The sequence below is a fragment of the Phenylobacterium sp. genome, from assembly GCF_030654915.1.
Lineage (GTDB): Bacteria > Pseudomonadota > Alphaproteobacteria > Caulobacterales > Caulobacteraceae > Phenylobacterium.
Map to the genome: position 1 here is coordinate 1 of NZ_JAURWM010000253.1, position 14792 is coordinate 14792.

18 protein-coding genes and 1 tRNA gene are annotated in these 14792 nt (G+C 66.5%); 13 read left to right on the forward strand and 6 right to left on the reverse strand.

All coding sequences use genetic code 11. The features are described from left to right. The 4 genes from Q7T84_RS13085 to Q7T84_RS13100 all read right to left on the reverse strand — a co-directional run. A partial coding sequence (locus Q7T84_RS13085; RefSeq protein ID WP_304809580.1) for a glyoxalase/bleomycin resistance/extradiol dioxygenase family protein occupies positions 1–390 on the reverse strand: 390 nt, incomplete at its 3' end. A gap of 16 nt (positions 391–406) precedes the next feature. After that, a complete protein-coding gene (locus tag Q7T84_RS13090; RefSeq protein WP_304809582.1) occupies positions 407–865 on the reverse strand; it encodes an SRPBCC family protein in 459 nt (152 codons plus the stop codon). 79 nt (positions 866–944) lie between these two features. After that, positions 945–2192, reverse strand: a complete 1248-nt coding sequence (locus Q7T84_RS13095; protein WP_304809584.1) for an RNA polymerase sigma factor — start codon at positions 2190–2192, stop codon at positions 945–947. Continuing rightward, positions 2189–2554 carry a YciI family protein gene (locus Q7T84_RS13100; protein WP_304809586.1) on the reverse strand — a complete coding sequence of 122 codons (366 nt, stop codon included), beginning with the start codon at positions 2552–2554 and terminating at the stop codon, positions 2189–2191. The genes Q7T84_RS13095 and Q7T84_RS13100 overlap by 4 nt, the downstream gene beginning before the upstream one ends. A 131-nt stretch (positions 2555–2685) precedes the next feature. Between Q7T84_RS13100 and Q7T84_RS13105 the strand changes: the two genes are divergently transcribed. Together Q7T84_RS13105 and Q7T84_RS13110 are read left to right on the forward strand one after the other, a co-directional pair. Further along, positions 2686–3228 (forward strand): RNA polymerase sigma factor, encoded by a 543-nt coding sequence (locus Q7T84_RS13105; RefSeq protein ID WP_304809588.1) that lies wholly within the window; start codon positions 2686–2688, stop codon positions 3226–3228. Continuing rightward, on the forward strand, positions 3225–3605 hold the full coding sequence (locus Q7T84_RS13110) for a DUF6768 family protein (protein ID WP_304809590.1): 381 nt from the start codon (positions 3225–3227) through the stop codon (positions 3603–3605). Before Q7T84_RS13105 ends, Q7T84_RS13110 begins: the two co-directional genes overlap by 4 nt. A 21-nt stretch (positions 3606–3626) precedes the next feature. On the opposite strand, the gene Q7T84_RS13115 is transcribed toward Q7T84_RS13110, so the two are convergent. Beyond that, the gene (locus Q7T84_RS13115) at positions 3627–4658 is read right to left on the reverse strand and encodes a fatty acid desaturase (RefSeq protein WP_304809592.1); all 1032 of its coding nucleotides are present in this window, start codon (positions 4656–4658) and stop codon (positions 3627–3629) included. A gap of 215 nt (positions 4659–4873) precedes the next feature. Then, entirely contained in the window at positions 4874–5296 is a 423-nt protein-coding gene (locus Q7T84_RS13120; RefSeq protein ID WP_304809594.1) for a hypothetical protein, read from the reverse strand. A 94-nt stretch (positions 5297–5390) separates the two neighbouring features. Between Q7T84_RS13120 and Q7T84_RS13125 the strand changes: the two genes are divergently transcribed. From Q7T84_RS13125 to Q7T84_RS21160, 11 genes are all read left to right on the forward strand, one after another. Then, a complete protein-coding gene (locus Q7T84_RS13125; protein WP_304809596.1) occupies positions 5391–5573 on the forward strand; it encodes a DUF3606 domain-containing protein in 183 nt (60 codons plus the stop codon). A gap of 5 nt (positions 5574–5578) precedes the next feature. After that, positions 5579–6094, forward strand: coding sequence for a nuclear transport factor 2 family protein (locus Q7T84_RS13130; protein ID WP_304809598.1), 516 nt, complete (start codon positions 5579–5581; stop codon positions 6092–6094). Positions 6095–6292: 198 nt separating this feature from the next. Then, complete coding sequence (gene lon / locus Q7T84_RS13135; protein WP_304809600.1) at positions 6293–8689, forward strand: endopeptidase La; 2397 nt, start codon at positions 6293–6295, stop codon at positions 8687–8689. A gap of 159 nt (positions 8690–8848) precedes the next feature. After that, complete coding sequence (locus tag Q7T84_RS13140; protein WP_304809602.1) at positions 8849–9121, forward strand: HU family DNA-binding protein; 273 nt, start codon at positions 8849–8851, stop codon at positions 9119–9121. Positions 9122–9211: 90 nt separating this feature from the next. Then, positions 9212–9288: transfer RNA gene (locus Q7T84_RS13145), tRNA-Val, on the forward strand. Between the two features lie 74 nt (positions 9289–9362). Continuing rightward, complete coding sequence (locus Q7T84_RS13150) at positions 9363–10271, forward strand: aldo/keto reductase (protein WP_304809605.1); 909 nt, start codon at positions 9363–9365, stop codon at positions 10269–10271. Positions 10272–10280: 9 nt separating this feature from the next. Continuing rightward, on the forward strand, positions 10281–10745 hold the full coding sequence (locus Q7T84_RS13155; RefSeq protein ID WP_304809607.1) for a nucleoside deaminase: 465 nt from the start codon (positions 10281–10283) through the stop codon (positions 10743–10745). A 137-nt stretch (positions 10746–10882) separates the two neighbouring features. Continuing rightward, entirely contained in the window at positions 10883–12142 is a 1260-nt protein-coding gene (locus Q7T84_RS13160; RefSeq protein WP_304809609.1) for a cytochrome P450, read from the forward strand. Between the two features lie 94 nt (positions 12143–12236). Beyond that, positions 12237–14159: an NAD(P)/FAD-dependent oxidoreductase gene (locus tag Q7T84_RS13165; protein WP_304809611.1), complete on the forward strand. Its 1923-nt coding sequence runs from the start codon at positions 12237–12239 to the stop codon at positions 14157–14159. 12 nt (positions 14160–14171) lie between these two features. Further along, positions 14172–14582, forward strand: coding sequence for a GFA family protein (locus Q7T84_RS13170; RefSeq protein ID WP_304809613.1), 411 nt, complete (start codon positions 14172–14174; stop codon positions 14580–14582). A gap of 52 nt (positions 14583–14634) precedes the next feature. Further along, positions 14635–14792, forward strand: a 158-nt coding sequence (locus Q7T84_RS21160) for an NADPH-dependent FMN reductase (RefSeq protein WP_370653660.1), incomplete at its 3' end; no start/stop codon positions are given.

The window sequence follows — 14792 nt, forward strand, 5'->3', positions numbered from 1 at the left end:
CTGGTTCATCGCCCAGTGGACGCCGAAGCGATCCTTCAGCGAGCCCCAGCGGTCGCCCCAGAACATCAGGGCCACGGGGTTCATCACCTCGAGCCCGGCGTCGACCGCCTGCTGGAACCAGGTGTCGATGTCATCGACCACCAGCTGCATGGTGAAGCTGTGCGAGGGCTGGTGTTCGTAGCCGTGCTCGGGAAAGCAGTCGCTGAGCATCAGCGAGCCTTCGTTGATCACCAGATGGCAGTGCATCAGCCGCTTGCCGTCCTCGGCCGGCAGGCGGCGGGCTTCGACCGCGCCGAAGGCGGCCTTGTAGAGCTCGGCGGCCTCGGCGGCCCCGACGACGTTGAGGTAGGGGATGACGCCCTTCAGGGGCGCGGCGGCTTGCTCGGTCATGACGGTGGTCCTTTCGTCAGAAGGTCTTGAGGAGCTCGGCGAGCTGGTCGGCGCATTGGCTCCAGCCCTGGTGGAAACCCATCTCTTCGTGCCGGGTCCTGACCACGGCGGTCCAGTGGCGGGCGCGGGCGGTGTATGTCGTGCGGCCGCCGTCCAGCGGTTCGAATTCGACGATGGCGACCATGAACGGCCCGGCGGGAACCCAGTCGCCGACGAAGGCGTCGGTGAACACCAGGCGACGGTTCGGAACGATTTCCAGATAGACGCCGGGATTGGGGAATTCGGCGCCGTCAGGGTCCTTCATGGTGATCGAGGACGAACCGCCGGGGCGCAGGTCCTGCTCGACCTTGGAGATGGTCCAGGGCTTGGGAACGAACCACTGCGGGATCAGAGTCGGATCGGTCCAGGCGCGGTAGACCTTCTCGGGCGGGGCGTCGAAGACGCGTTCGAGGACGAGTTCGTGTTCGGCGGTCATGCTCTGGTCCTTCGTCTGGATGGTCTCGTCCCCAGGACGAACGGGAGGCCGGCGTTCCGACAGCCTCCACGATTTTTCCTCAGGACGCCAAGCCGGCCTGCAGCCGGTCAAGGTGCAGGCGGATATGGGCCGCCTCGGCGGGGCTGTTGGCCAGGGCGATGGCCTGATTGAAGGCCACGCGGGCCTCCGCCGCCTCGCCGAGCTGCTGCAACAGCGCCCCACGCACGCCGTGGAAGTGGAAATACCCGGCCAGGCGCGGCGCCAGGGGCTCGATCAGCTCCAGCGCGGCTCGCGGCCCGTCGGTCTTGCTGACCGCCACCGCCCGGTTGAGCGTGATGACCGGTGAGGGAGCCAGCCGCTCCAGCGCGGCGTAGAGGGCCGCGATTCCGGCCCAGTCGGTGTCCTCGGCCCGGGCCGCGCGGGCGTGCAGGGCGGCAATCGCCGCCTGGATCTGGTAGGGGCCGGGCCGGCGGTGGCGCATGGCCTTGTCGACCAGGGCCAGACCCTCGGCGATCAGGCGCCGGTCCCAGAGCGAGCGGTCCTGATCGTCCATCAGCACCATCTCGCCCGCCTCGTCGAAGCGGGCCGCGGCGCGGGAGTGCTGGAGCAGCAACAGCGCCGTCAGCCCCATGATCTCCGGCTCGGTCTGGTAGAGCCGCAGCAGCAGGCGCGCCAGTCGGATGGCCTCGTCCGCCAGCCGGGCCCGGTCGTCCCGCCGTCCGCCAGCGGAATAGCCCTCATTGAACAGCAGGTAGATCATCGCCGCCACGGCCGCGACCCGCTCGGCGCGCTCGGCCGGACCGGGGGTTTCGAACGGCGTCCCGGCGTCGGCGACCTTCGCCTTGGCCCGGGTGATCCGCTGTTCCATGGCCCGTTCGCCGACCAGGAAGGCGCGGGCGATCTGCCTGACCGAGAGTCCCGACACGATCCGCAGCGCCAGGGCGATCTGCTGGGTCGCGGGCAGGTCCGGGTGACAGCAGATAAACAGCAGCCGCAGGACGTCGTCCCGATAGTCCGCGCCGTCCAGCCGCTCGGCCAGCGGCGTTTCGGCGTCGTCCGTGTCGGACAGGACGGCCTCGTCCGGAAGAGCGGTCTGTTTCGCCCGCCGCCGGACGCCGTCGATGCCGGCGTTGCGGCCGACCATGATCAGCCATGCGGCCGGGTCCCGCGGCGGCCCGTTGACCGGCCAGCTCTTCAGGGCCCGCAGGCAGGCGTCCTGGAAGGCTTCCTCGGCGGTGTCGAGATCCCGGAAATAGCGCAACAGGGCGCCCACGGCCTGGGGGCGGGCGCCGGTCAGGGCCGCGTCGATCCAGGCGGGATCGGTCACCCCAGGGCCTTCCCCGGACGGAAGTAGCCAATCGGACGGATCTCGTAGGCGCCGCCGGGGTTCGCCGCCGCCAGGTCGCGGGCGATGGCCAGGCCTTCCTCAAGCCCGTCGATGTCGAGCAGGTAGAAGCCCAGCAACTGTTCCTTGGTTTCGGCGTAGGGGCCGTCGATGACCAGGTCCTGGTCCTTGCGCAGGGTGGTCGCCGCCGTGGTCGGCAGCAGCCTCAGGGACGGGCCCAGCTTGCCGGCCTTGTCCAGCGTCTGCTGCACGGCCTCCAGCCGCGCCATCACGGCGGCGTCCTGATCCTGGTCCCAGGCGAACACCTCGGCCTCGTCGTTGTAACAGAGCAGGGCGTAGAGCATCGGCGGGTCTCCGTTCATCCGCAGGACGAACCAGTATGCCGCGCTCCGACAGGGGTGGCTTGAAAAACTGCGCCGGCATTGAACCTTTTGCCGGCGGCGCGCGACTATCCTCGTGGAAGCTGGAGGCGGGCGTGCGACGCGATCTCGAGCAGGTGCTGGATGAGTATCTCGTTCTGCTTGCGCGGGACGGATCCCGGCCGGCGCTGGAACAGTTGGTCGGCCGCTGGTCGCCCCGGCTGCAGCGTCACGCCGCCCGAACCCTGGGCGACCGTGAGGCCGCCCGCGACGTGGTGCAGGACACCTGGGTGGCCGCCCTCAGGGGACTGGCCCGGCTGGATGACCCCGCGCGGTTCCCGGCATGGCTCTACGCCATCGCCACGCGGAGATGCGTCGACCTGATCCGCACCCGCGGACGGGCGCGACGGTTGAGCGAGGGGTTGGAAGCCCAGCCTCCCGGACCGCCCCGGATCGACGCCGACATCGGCCTGGACCTGACCGCCGCCCTGGCCCGCCTGCCGGCCGACCAGCGCCTGGTGGCCAGTCTATTCTACGGGGAGGGCCTTGATATCGAGGCTGTCGCCGTTGTCGCCGGCGTTCCCGTCGGCACGGTGAAATCCCGGCTGCACCACGCGCGGTCGGCTCTGAAAACCTTTCTGGAAGGAGATTCATCATGACCCATATCGACGACGCCATCCGCCAGGCCCTGTCCGCCGAGGACGCCCGGGCGCTGGAGGGCTTCAATGGCGAGCAGTCCATGATCCGGCAGGCGTTCGCCACGCTCGGCGCCGGTCCCAACCAGCTGATCTACGTCGGGGGGTGGCTCGGGGCCTTTCTGCTCTTCGCGGCGGGCGTGGCCTTCGGCTGGAAGTTCTACACCGCCACGGGGGCGCATGAGATGGCGCTCTGGGGTGGGGCCACGGTGTTGGCCTTCATCGCCATCGGCCTGATCAAGATCTGGTTCTTCATGGAGTTGAGCAAGAACCAGATCATCCGCGAGGTGAAGCGCCTTGAGCTGCAGGTCGCCAGGCTGGCGGCGCGGGCTCAGGTCTAATTCTACAGACCGGCGCCGCCCTCAGGCCGCCGCCCGCTCCGACCGCCGCAGTTGCCGCAGCTGGCGGAAGGAGATCAGCCGGCGGCTCCCCTCGTCCCACAGGGACAGGGACACGGTCCGGAAGCTCTCCAGCAGGCCCAGCCGGCTGACCTCGCGCAGTTCGGGATGGTCCTTCAGGACCCGGGTCAGGCGATAGTAGGGGATGCGGCTGTTCACGTGATGCACGTGGTGCACCCCGATGTTGGCGGTCATCCAGCGCAGGGGTTCGGGCAGGTCATAGTGTGAACTGCCGTGCAGGGCCGCGTGGGTGTGGTCCCACTCACCCTCGCGGGCCCAATAGCTGCCCTCGAACTGATGCTGGACGTAGAACAGCCAGACGCCGATCGACGCCGCCAGCAGGATGGTCGGCAGGTGAATCAGCAGCAGGCCCTTCCAGCCGCCGAGCAGGATCACCGCGGTGATCAGGACGGCGATGGTCAGGTTGGTGCCCATGGCGCTCAGCCACGGCTTCCAGCCTTCCTTCATCAGGCCCATGGGCATGCGCTGCTCGATCACGAAGACCCAGGCCGGGCCGATGACGAACAGGACGAGGGGATTGCGATACAGGCGGTAGCCGATCCGCTTCAGCAGGGGCAGGGCGCGGTACTCGGCCACGGTCAGGGTGGCGATGTCGCCCAGGCCCCGGCGATCCAGATCGCCCGAGGTGGCGTGGTGGATCGCGTGTGACCGGCGCCAGCAGTGATAGGGCGTCATGGTCAGGACGCCGATCAGCCGGCCGGTCCAGTTGTTCGCCGCCGGACTGCGGAAGAAGGACTGGTGGCTGCAGTCGTGCTGCACCATGAACAGCCGCACCAGGAAGGCCGCGGCCGGAATGGAGAGGAGCAGGGCCAGCCACCACAGGCCGAAGACGGACGCGACCCAGGCGGCGGTCCAGATTGCCGCCAGCGGCGCGGCGCTCAGGACGATCTCGAGGATCGAACGGGCGTGGCTGGGGCGCTGGTAAGCCGCGAGAATCTTGCGCCAGCGGCGGGGCTCGGAGGGGTTCGTGGTCAATGTCTCTTCCCGACTCGCGCGGACCGTTTCTTGCGAACGGTCTAGCCCGACAATGCGACGGAGATGTTTAAGCCTCCGCTACGAGTCGCGCGAGGCGCCGCTTTGACACGGCGAACGGGCAGGCAGCGGGGTGTGGCGTCCCGGATACGCCGCAAGTGAGGCGAATTGGCGGCGGGCGGGCCGTCCCGCCTTTGGCTTGTGGAGAAGACGGGGCGTCAGCGCTTCCGGTAGGCCTTGGCTTCGGCCGCCAGGCCGACGGCCCAGCTGTCCTTCTCCTCGGCCGGCGGGGCCACGAACGGCAGCTCTCCCGCCACGCCCCGGATCGCCAGCCACAGGGGCAGGGCGTAGTGCCCCAGCATCCGCAGAGGGCGGCGTTTGTCGGTGACATCCCAGCCGGCGTCCTCGAAGGCGAACACCTGCTGCGCCGGCGGCTTGCGGTCGACGCCGTCCCAGTCGCCGGGCAGGTCGATCGCCTCTGCCTCGTCGACGGTCAGGCCGAAGTTCGCGCGGCAGACCTCGTCGATCTCGGGTGCATCGGCGCGGGCGTCCGGCTCGGCCAGCGAGGGCTTCATCAGCGCGCGGGTCTCGAGGTCGGCGATCCCGGGCAAATCGATCAGGCGGCGCAGGGGCTGGGTCATGGGGACGGTTTAGCGGGCGAGGGGCCCCGCGCCAATCTCGCCTTGGCGCTGATTTGGGCGTATCCAGCGCCATCACCTTGAGCGGAGTCCCTTCATGGCCGGCCTGAAAGACAAGCGCGGCTTCATCGACCGCGAACGCCTCGACCTCTCCGAGCGCCAGGCCGTGGAATACTGGATGAAGCGCTGGGGCGTGACCAAGGAGCAGCTGACCGCCGCCCACCGGGCCGCCGGCCGGATGACCAAGGACATCGCCGCCCATCTGGGCAAGAAGCGGTAGACCCGATGCGGATCGTCTTCGCGGCCCTTGCGGCCACCGTCCTCGCCGGACCCGTCGCGGCCCAAAGCCCGCCCGCCGCCCCGGCCTTGCCGCAGGGCGCGGCCCTGACCGAGGCGATCCGGTCGCGGGACGCCGAGTTCTTCGCGGTCTTCTTCACCGGCTGCGACCCGGCGAGGGTCGAGGCCATGCTGACGCCCGACTTCGAGATGTTCCACGACAAGGGCGGCATGATCGCCGACGGGGCCACGGGCTTTGTCGCCGACTACGCCAGGTCCTGCGAGGAGAAGAAGGCGCCGGACGCCTGGCGTTCCCGCCGCGAGCTGGTGGCCGGCAGCCTGAAGGTCGAGCCGATCCCGGGCTATGGCGCCTTCGAGGAGGGCGACCACCTGTTCTACGAGCGCAGGGGCGACGGCCCGGAAAAGCTGGTCGGCAAGGCCCACTTCGTCCAGGTCTGGCGCCTCGCGCCCGACGGCTGGCGCCTGGCGCGGGTGCTCAGCTACAGCCACCAGGCGGTGGAGTAGGCTCTCCCACCTTCGCCGCATATCGGCGGAGCGCGAAAACCCGTGGAAAAGCCGCCTTTTCCCTGCGACCTGCCGCCGCGCGGCGGCCCCTGCGCTTGAATGCACCGGCGAAGCGGCCACATATCATTCACAAAGGTCGCCCAGTGTAGGGCGGCCTGCGCGGCGCCACTGTTGCAGGGCCGCGCTGAGGAGAATGGTATGACCGACATCCGTACGCTTCCGGTGTTGCCGCTTCGGGACATCGTGGTGTTTCCCCATATGGTCGTTCCCCTGTTCGTGGGGCGCGACAAGTCGGTGCGCGCGCTTGAAGAAGTGATGCGCGGCGACAAGCAGATTCTGCTCGCGACCCAGAAGAATTCCGCCGACGACGACCCCGCCACCGACGACATCTATGACGTCGGCGTGGTCGCCACGGTGCTGCAGCTGCTCAAGCTGCCCGACGGTACGGTCAAGGTGCTGGTCGAGGGCAAGCACCGCGCCGCGGTGATCAAGTTCACCGGCCGCGACGAGTATTATGAGGCCGAGACGGCCGCCATCGACGAGGACGGCGGCGAGGAGCACGAGGCCGAGGCCCTGTCGCGCGCCGTGGCCGAGCAGTTCGAGAACTACGTCAAGCTCAACAAGAAGATCCCGCCCGAGGCCCTGGCCTCGATCCCGCAGATCGTCGAGCCGGGCAAGCTGGCCGACAGCATCGCCGCCCACCTGTCGGTGAAGATCGGCGACAAGCAGCAGCTGCTGGAAATCTTCAACGTCGTGAAGCGTCTGGAGAAGGTCTTCGCCCTGATGGAGGGCGAGATTTCCGTCCTGCAGGTCGAGAAGAAAATCCGCTCGCGCGTGAAGCGCCAGATGGAGAAGACCCAGCGCGAGTACTATCTCAACGAGCAGATGAAGGCGATCCAGCGCGAGCTGGGCGAGCAGGACGATCAACGCGACGAACTGCTCGAGCTGGAAAAGCGCATCAAGCGCACGAAGCTCTCGAAGGAAGCCCGCACCAAGGCCGATGCGGAGCTGAAGAAGCTGCGCAACATGAGCCCGATGTCGGCAGAATCCACCGTCGTGCGGAATTATCTCGACTGGCTCCTCTCGATCCCGTGGGGCAAGGCGAAGACCAAGACCATCGATCTGGTGAAGGCCGAGGAAGTTCTCGACCGCGATCACTACGGTCTGGAGAAGGTCAAGGAGCGCATCCTGGAGTACCTGGCCGTGCAGGCCCGGACCGGCGCCCTGAAAGGGCCGATCCTCTGCCTCGTCGGCCCTCCGGGCGTGGGCAAGACCTCGCTGGGCAAGTCGATCGCCGAAGCCACGAACCGTGAGTTCGTCCGGGTCTCCCTGGGCGGCGTGCGGGACGAGGCCGAGATCCGCGGTCACCGCCGGACGTACATCGGCTCCATGCCGGGCAAGATCATCCAGTCGATGAAGAAGGCCAAGTCGACCAACGCCTTCTTCCTGCTGGATGAAATCGACAAGATGGGTTCCGACTATCGCGGTGACCCGTCCTCGGCCCTGCTTGAAGTGCTCGATCCGTCGCAGAACTCGACGTTCGCGGACCACTATCTCGAAGTGGACTACGACCTGTCGCCGGTGATGTTCGTCACCACGGCCAACAGCCTGAACATGCCCCAGCCGCTGCTGGACCGCATGGAGATCATCCGCATCCCCGGCTACACCGAGGATGAGAAGGTCGAGATCGCGCTGCGGCACGTGCTGCCCAAGCTGACCAAGGACCACGGCCTGACGGCCGAGGAGTTCGTGGTGCCGACCCAAACGGTCCGTGACCTGATCCGCTACTACACGCGGGAAGCCGGCGTTCGCTCGCTCGAGCGGGAGCTTGGCAACCTGGCGCGTAAGACGGTGCGGGACCTGGCGCGTGAAGACGTCAAGTCGATCACCATCGACGCCGAACGGCTGGCCAAGTACGCGGGCGTTCAGAAGTACCGCTACGGCGAGACGGACGAGGAAGACCAAGTCGGTATCATCACCGGCCTGGCCTACACCGAGTTCGGCGGGGACATCCTGACCATCGAAGCGGTCAAGATGCCCGGCAAGGGCCGCATGTCCATCACGGGTAACCTGAAGGATGTGATGAAGGAGTCGATCTCGGCCGCGAACTCCTATGTCCGCAGCCGCGCGACCCACTTCGGCATCGAGCCGCCGATCTTCGAGAAGACCGACGTGCACATCCACGTGCCGGACGGCGCAACGCCCAAGGACGGCCCATCGGCCGGCGCGGCGATGGCCACGGCCATCGTCTCGGTGCTGACCGGTATCCCGATCCGCAAGGACATCGCCATGACCGGCGAGGTCACGCTGCGGGGCAGGGTGACGGCCATTGGCGGCTTGAAGGAAAAGCTGCTCGCGGCCCACCGCTCAGGCGTCAAGACCGTGCTGATCCCGCAGGAGAACGTGAAGGACCTGGCCGACATCCCGGAAAACGTGAAGTCGGCTTTGGAAATTATCCCGGTCTCAAACGTGGATGAAGTGCTGGCCAACGCGCTGACTCAGCCCCTGACTCCCATCGAGTGGAACCCTGCCGACCAACCACCGGTATCGGTTGCAGTTGATGACGCCGGCGATGAGAGCGTCATCACCCACTAATCGGTGGAAAAGTGAGGTAAATTCAGGCGGCGCGGGGGTTTCCCGCGCCGCCTTTGTTTGACGCGCAGGAATCGGCCGCCATAATCGCGCGACGCGAAGCAGCCTCGCGCTTCCGCGAGAGGTTCGCGGTTTGAGATAACGGGCTGGGAGAGACAAACAATGACCAAGGCCGAACTCGTCACGGCGATTGCCGATAAGGCGGGCCTTAACAAGGCGCAGGCGAAAGACGCGCTGGAAGCGTTCATCGAGAGCGTCACCGAGTCGCTGAAGGCGGGGCAAGAAGTTCGACTCGTCGGTTTCGGCAGCTTCGTGCCTGTGAACCGCGCCGCTGGTACTGCGCGCAATCCGCGCACCGGTGAGACGGTTAGCCGTCCGGCTTCGAAGACTGCGCGCTTCCGCGTCGGCGAGGGCCTGAAGGGCTCGTTGAACTAGGCTAGTCCAACGACCCTTGTATTTAGGGCGGCCTCCGTACCCGGAGGTCGCCCTTTTCGCTATCTACAGGCGCGCCGCAAGGACGCCTACGGGCGGCTAGCTCAGTTGGTCAGAGCACCTGGTTTACACCCAGGGGGTCGGGGGTTCGAGCCCCTCGCCGCCCACCAGCCTTCGCCCAGTTCGTGGGCTCCGGCTCGGCAAGCCCTCCCCAGGGCCGCCTTCGCCAGGAAATGACGTTGAAATGCTGTACCGCCCGCTCGGTAAGACAGGCCTGGTCGTCTCGGAGATCGGGCTCGGCTGCGCGAGTTGGTGGGGCCAGAAGGCGTTCGACGAGCGCCAAGCGCTGGCCCTGGTCCATGCCGCCCTCGATCATGGCGTCACCTTCTTCGACACCGGCGCGGCCTATTCAGGCGGGGAGGCTGAGCCTCGGCTGGGCCGGGCGCTCAAGGGCCGGGCCTTGGACGGGGTCGTCGTCGCCACCAAGGCTGGGACCTGGCATGACGGCCGCCGTGTGGTGCGTGACTTCTCACTTGCAGGGATCGAGGCCAGCGTCGAACGCAGCCTGCGAAACCTTGGCCTCGAGACGCTGCCGCTCCTGCAACTGCACGGACCGGCGGTGGCTGAGCTCGATGCGGCCATGTTGACGATGTTGGATGGCTTGAAGCGTCGTGGCCTCGTGCAAGCGCTGGGCGTCAACAGCTTCGATCCCACCCTGATCGAGCATGTGGTTGGCCTGCCGGTCTTTGACGTGGTGATGGTCGACTACAATGTCCTGCGCCCTGAACGCGCGCCGCTGATCGCCAAGGCGGCGGGGCAGGGCAAGGGGGTCCTGGCCGGAATGGCTCTGGCCATGGGCCACGCCAATCGCCAGGTCCTGCGCCTGCGGGCGCCCCGGGATATCTGGTACGCGCTGCGGGCGTTGAAGAACCATCGCGCCGATGTCGCCAAGGGCGGGCGGTTCGGTTTCCTGGCCGATACGCCGGGGATGACCGCGTCGCAGGCCGCGCTGGCCTATGTGCTGGCCGACCCCAATGTTTCATGTGCGGTGGTCGGAACCACCCGTATGAACCACTTGATGGAGAACATTGCGGCGTCGGGAAGGAGCCTGCCTTCGGATGTCCTGGACCGCGTGAAACAGGCGCAGAACTAGGAGCGGCTCATGCCCGGCGACGAACAGTTCCTGCAGCAGGCGATCGACTTGGCCCTGGCCAATGTCCGCGACGCCGGCGGCCGCCCGTTTGGGGCGGTCGTGGTGAAGGATGGCGAGGTGATCGCCACTGGCGTGAATGAGATCGGCGCGACCGGCGATCCGACCGCCCACGCCGAACTCTCAGCGATCCGGCGAGCCGCCCAGGTCCTGGGATCGCCGCGTCTCGACGGCTGCATAGTCTACGCCAGCGGCCAGCCGTGCCCGATGTGTCTTTCCGCCATGTACCTGACCGGAGTGAGCGCGGTCAGGTTCGCCTACTCCAATGCGGATGGCGAACCCTTCGGTTTGTCGACGGCCTCGATCTACGACGAGATGGCGAAACCCCTGGAGCAGCAGACCCTGGATGTGCGCCACCAGCCTGCCGGCCCTGCCCAGGAGTCGCCGTATGCAGTCTGGAAAGCACGGCAAAGCTGAGGTCGAAACCAGCGCAACCGAACTTAGTTCGGATTTTTAAGGCGTTGTGACCGCGCGCGGTTTGGGATTTCATCGCCCGAACGACGCCGGTCACGGCCTTCCAGCCGCAAGCCAGGCGCCGAACCAGGGAGATCGCTATGGCTGATGGCGCCATGAAGCTGGCCGACGAGGCGCGGGTTCGTGCCTATTCCATGCCGCTGGAGGAAATGCACCCCGGCGATCCGGAGCTGTTCCGGACCAACACCCACTGGCCCTATTTTGAACGGTTGCGGCGCGAGGACCCGGTCCACTACTGCGCCGACTCCGAGTTCGGGGCCTATTGGTCGGTGACCAAGTACAACGACATCATGGCGGTCGACACCAATCACGGGGTCTTTTCGTCGGAAGCCGCGCTTGGTGGGATCACCATCCGCGACGCCCGTCCCGATCTGCGCCGACCGAGCTTCATCGCCATGGACCCGCCGCGTCATGACGTTCAGCGCAAGACCGTCAGCCCGATAGTCTCGCCGGCCAATCTTCACATGATGGAACCGATCATCCGCGAGCGGGCGGCCAAGATCCTGGACGCCTTGCCGAGAGGCGAGACCTTCGACTGGGTTGACCGGGTGTCGATCGAGCTCACCACCCAGATGCTGGCGACCCTGTTCGATTTCCCCTTCGAGGAGCGCCGTAAGCTGACCCGCTGGTCGGACGTGGCGACCTGCATGCCGATGCCGGGCGGGATCTGTGAGACCGAGGACGAACGCCAAGCCGAACTGATGGAGTGCCTGGCCGAGTTCACCGAGCTCTGGAACCAGCGGGTCAATGAGCCGCCGCGCGGCGACCTGATCTCGATGCTGGCGCATGGCGAGGCCACTCGCAACATGACGCCCGACGAGTATCTCGGGAACATTATCCTGCTGATCGTCGGGGGTAACGACACCACCCGCAACTCGATGACGGGCGGGCTCTACGCCCTCAATCAGAACCCCGACCAGTACGACAAGCTGCGGGCCGACCACTCGCTGATCACCTCGATGGTGCCGGAGATCATCCGTTGGCAGACGCCTTTGGCCCATATGCGGCGCACGGCGACCGAAGACATTGAGCTAGGCGGCAAGACCATCAAGAAGGGCGACAAGGTCGTCATGTGGTACGTCTCGGGCAACCGCGACGATGAGGCGATTACCGAACCCGAACGCTTCATCGTCGATCGCGAACGGCCCCGCCAACACATGTCCTTCGGCTTCGGCATCCACCGCTGCGTCGGCAACCGTCTGGCGGAAATGCAGCTGCGCGTCGTTTGGGAGGAGATCCTCAAGCGGTTCGAGCGCATCGAGGTCGTCGAGGAACCGCGCCGCGTCCGTTCCAGCTTCGTGAAGGGCTATGAAACCCTGCCGGTGCGAATCGTCGCCTGAGCGAAAGGCGCCCTGACGCAAGGGCGCCCTTTTCCTCGACCGCCATAGGCGTAAGCTCTCCTCCAAGAACGGTGATTACCCAGGGAGGAAGAGCATGGCCGTAGATCTGGCCCCCCTCGATCAGGCGCTCGAGAGCGCTCACCTCCCGGCCTTGTCCGCCGCCCTGGTGCATCTGACCGGCGATCTGTCCTGGCTGCGACCAGAGTGGCGGCCGATGTACATGCCGCTCTCGCGCGGCGAGACCGGCGTGCCAGAGGCCGAGCAGGCCAAGATGCGGGCCGCGGCCAAGATTGCGATCACCGACTATCTGACCGGCAAGCGCCCGATGGCCCCGATCCCAGGGCCGGAAGCCGTTCGCCAGATGATGAGCTTCGTCGCCGGGGCGGACATTCCAGACGGCTATGGCGAGTTCCTCAGCGACGAGCTGGCCTTGGACGGCCATAGCTCCAAGGACCCCAACTGGTCCTCGCCGCAACTCAAGGCGGCCGCCCGACGGCTGAACGTGCTGGTGGTCGGAGCCGGGATGTCCGGTATCCTCGCGGCCATCCGCCTGACCCAGGCCGGCGTGCCCTTTGAGATCGTCGACAAGAACGCCGATGTGGGCGGGACGTGGTTGGAGAACACCTATCCGGGCTGCCGGGTGGATTCCTCGAACCACATGTACTCCTACAGCTTCGAGCCGAACCATTTTTGGCCGCAGCATTTCTCCACCCAGCCCGTCCTGCTGGACTATTTCCGCGGCGTCGCCGCCCGGCATGACGTCAAGAAGCATGTCCGGTTCGAGACCACGGTCGAGGAAATGGTCTGGGACGAGCCACGCGCCGTTTGGAAGGTGCGGCTGAAGACCCCTTCGGGCAATGAGGAGGTGGAGGCCCAGGCGGTGATCACCGCCGTCGGTCAGCTCAATCGGCCACGCTATCCGGACATCAAGGGACGTGAACGGTTCGCGGGCGCAGCCTTCCATTCGGCCGAGTGGCGTCACGACGTCGATCTGACTGGAAAGCGGGTCGCGGTGATCGGCACCGGCGCCAGTGCCTTCCAGTTCGTGCCGGAGATCGCCGGCAAGGTCGGCAGCCTGACCGTCTTCCAGCGCACCCCGCCATGGGGCTTCCCGGTGGGGCACTATCATGAGGATGTGCCGGCCGGGATGAACTGGCTGATGGAGCACGTGCCGTTCTACGACAAATGGTACCGCTTCTGGATGTTCTGGACGGTGACCGACGGGTTGCTGCCCATGGTCACCGCCGATCCGAATTGGGCTGGACCGACCACGGCGGTCAGCGAACTGAACTTTGGCTTCCGCGAGATGATCGCTCAGGCCATCGCCGCCCAGGCGCCGGACCGCCCCGATCTGATCGCCAAGGTGATCCCAACCTATCCGGTAGGCGGCAAGCGCTCGCTGCTCGACAACGGCGTATGGATCGAGGCGCTGAAGCGCGACAATGTCGAACTGGTCACCGAGGGCATCGCCGAGATCACGCCCCGGGGGATCGTCACGGTGGACGGCGAGGCCCGGGAGTTCGACGTCATCATCTACGGCACGGGCTTCTACGCCTCGAAATTCCTGTGGCCGATGAAGATCACCGGGAGGGACGGCGTGGACCTGCACGCTAGCTGGGACGGCGACGCCCGCGCCTATCTGGGTATGACCGCGCCGGGCTTCCCGAACCTGTTCATGATCTACGGCCCCAACACCAACATCGTGGTCAACGGTTCGATCATCTTTTTCTCCGAGTGCAGCGTTCGCTACATCGTGGGATGTCTACAACTGCTGGCCGAGACCGGCTCGGCGGCGATGGAGCCCCGGCGCGAGGTTCATGATGCCTTCAACGCCAAGGTCGATGCGGGCAACAGCCTGATGGCCTGGGGCGCGCCACAGGTCACCAGTTGGTACAAGAATGAGAAGGGACGGGTGAGCCAGAACTGGCCGTTCGCCCTAGTGGACTACTGGCGCGCGACCTTGGCGCCTGACCCAAAGGATTTCGTGCTCACCAAGAGCGTCGAACTGGTCGGCTAGGGAAGGGACGACATGAGCGAGTTGCAAGGCGGCTGCGCCTGCGGATCGGTCCGCTACAAGATCACTCAACCGCCCATGGCGGTCGGGGTCTGCCACTGCCGACAGTGCCAATATAGCTCCGGCGGCGGCCCCAACTATGTGGCGCTCGCGCCGCGGGCCGCGTTCGAACTCACCAAGGGCTATCCGAAGGGGTTCAAAAGCGCCGGTGGCAGCGGCTCTGACGTGGAGCGGGTGTTCTGTCCCGAATGCGGCACGCCGCTCTATTCCGATCCGACCTCAATGCCGTTCCTGGCGGTGAAGGTCGGCAGCCTGGACGACCCGTCCGCGCTGTCGCCGGCCATGCATATCTGGACCGCCGAGGCGCCGCCCTGGCATCAGATGACACCGGGCCTGCCCGCGTTCGCGCAGGGACCGCCCGGCTAGCGATCAGCGCTCAGCAGGCTATAGGTGACCTCAGCATTCCACGAGGTCGACCATGTCCCTGAAGCTGAACATCATCGTTTGCTCCACTCGCCCCGGCCGCGTCGGGATATCGATCGGCCGTTGGTTCGAGACCTACGCCAAGGCGCATGGCGGGTTTGAGGTTGAGCTTGTCGATCTCGCCGACTTCGACCTGCCAGTCTACGACGAGCC

Coding starts and splice junctions, on each gene's coding strand:
- Q7T84_RS13150 (WP_304809605.1), top strand. CDS start 9,363: ATGCTGTACCGCCCGCTCGGTAAGACAGGCCTGGTCGTCTCGGAGATC.
- Q7T84_RS13155 (WP_304809607.1), top strand. CDS start 10,281: ATGCCCGGCGACGAACAGTTCCTGCAGCAGGCGATCGACTTGGCCCTG.
- Q7T84_RS13090 (WP_304809582.1), bottom strand. CDS start 865: ATGACCGCCGAACACGAACTCGTCCTCGAACGCGTCTTCGACGCCCCG.
- Q7T84_RS13170 (WP_304809613.1), top strand. CDS start 14,172: ATGAGCGAGTTGCAAGGCGGCTGCGCCTGCGGATCGGTCCGCTACAAG.
- Q7T84_RS13100 (WP_304809586.1), bottom strand. CDS start 2,554: ATGCTCTACGCCCTGCTCTGTTACAACGACGAGGCCGAGGTGTTCGCC.
- lon (WP_304809600.1), top strand. CDS start 6,293: ATGACCGACATCCGTACGCTTCCGGTGTTGCCGCTTCGGGACATCGTG.
- Q7T84_RS13110 (WP_304809590.1), top strand. CDS start 3,225: ATGACCCATATCGACGACGCCATCCGCCAGGCCCTGTCCGCCGAGGAC.
- Q7T84_RS13130 (WP_304809598.1), top strand. CDS start 5,579: ATGCGGATCGTCTTCGCGGCCCTTGCGGCCACCGTCCTCGCCGGACCC.
- Q7T84_RS13165 (WP_304809611.1), top strand. CDS start 12,237: ATGGCCGTAGATCTGGCCCCCCTCGATCAGGCGCTCGAGAGCGCTCAC.
- Q7T84_RS13140 (WP_304809602.1), top strand. CDS start 8,849: ATGACCAAGGCCGAACTCGTCACGGCGATTGCCGATAAGGCGGGCCTT.
- Q7T84_RS13160 (WP_304809609.1), top strand. CDS start 10,883: ATGGCTGATGGCGCCATGAAGCTGGCCGACGAGGCGCGGGTTCGTGCC.
- Q7T84_RS13125 (WP_304809596.1), top strand. CDS start 5,391: ATGGCCGGCCTGAAAGACAAGCGCGGCTTCATCGACCGCGAACGCCTC.
- Q7T84_RS13120 (WP_304809594.1), bottom strand. CDS start 5,296: ATGACCCAGCCCCTGCGCCGCCTGATCGATTTGCCCGGGATCGCCGAC.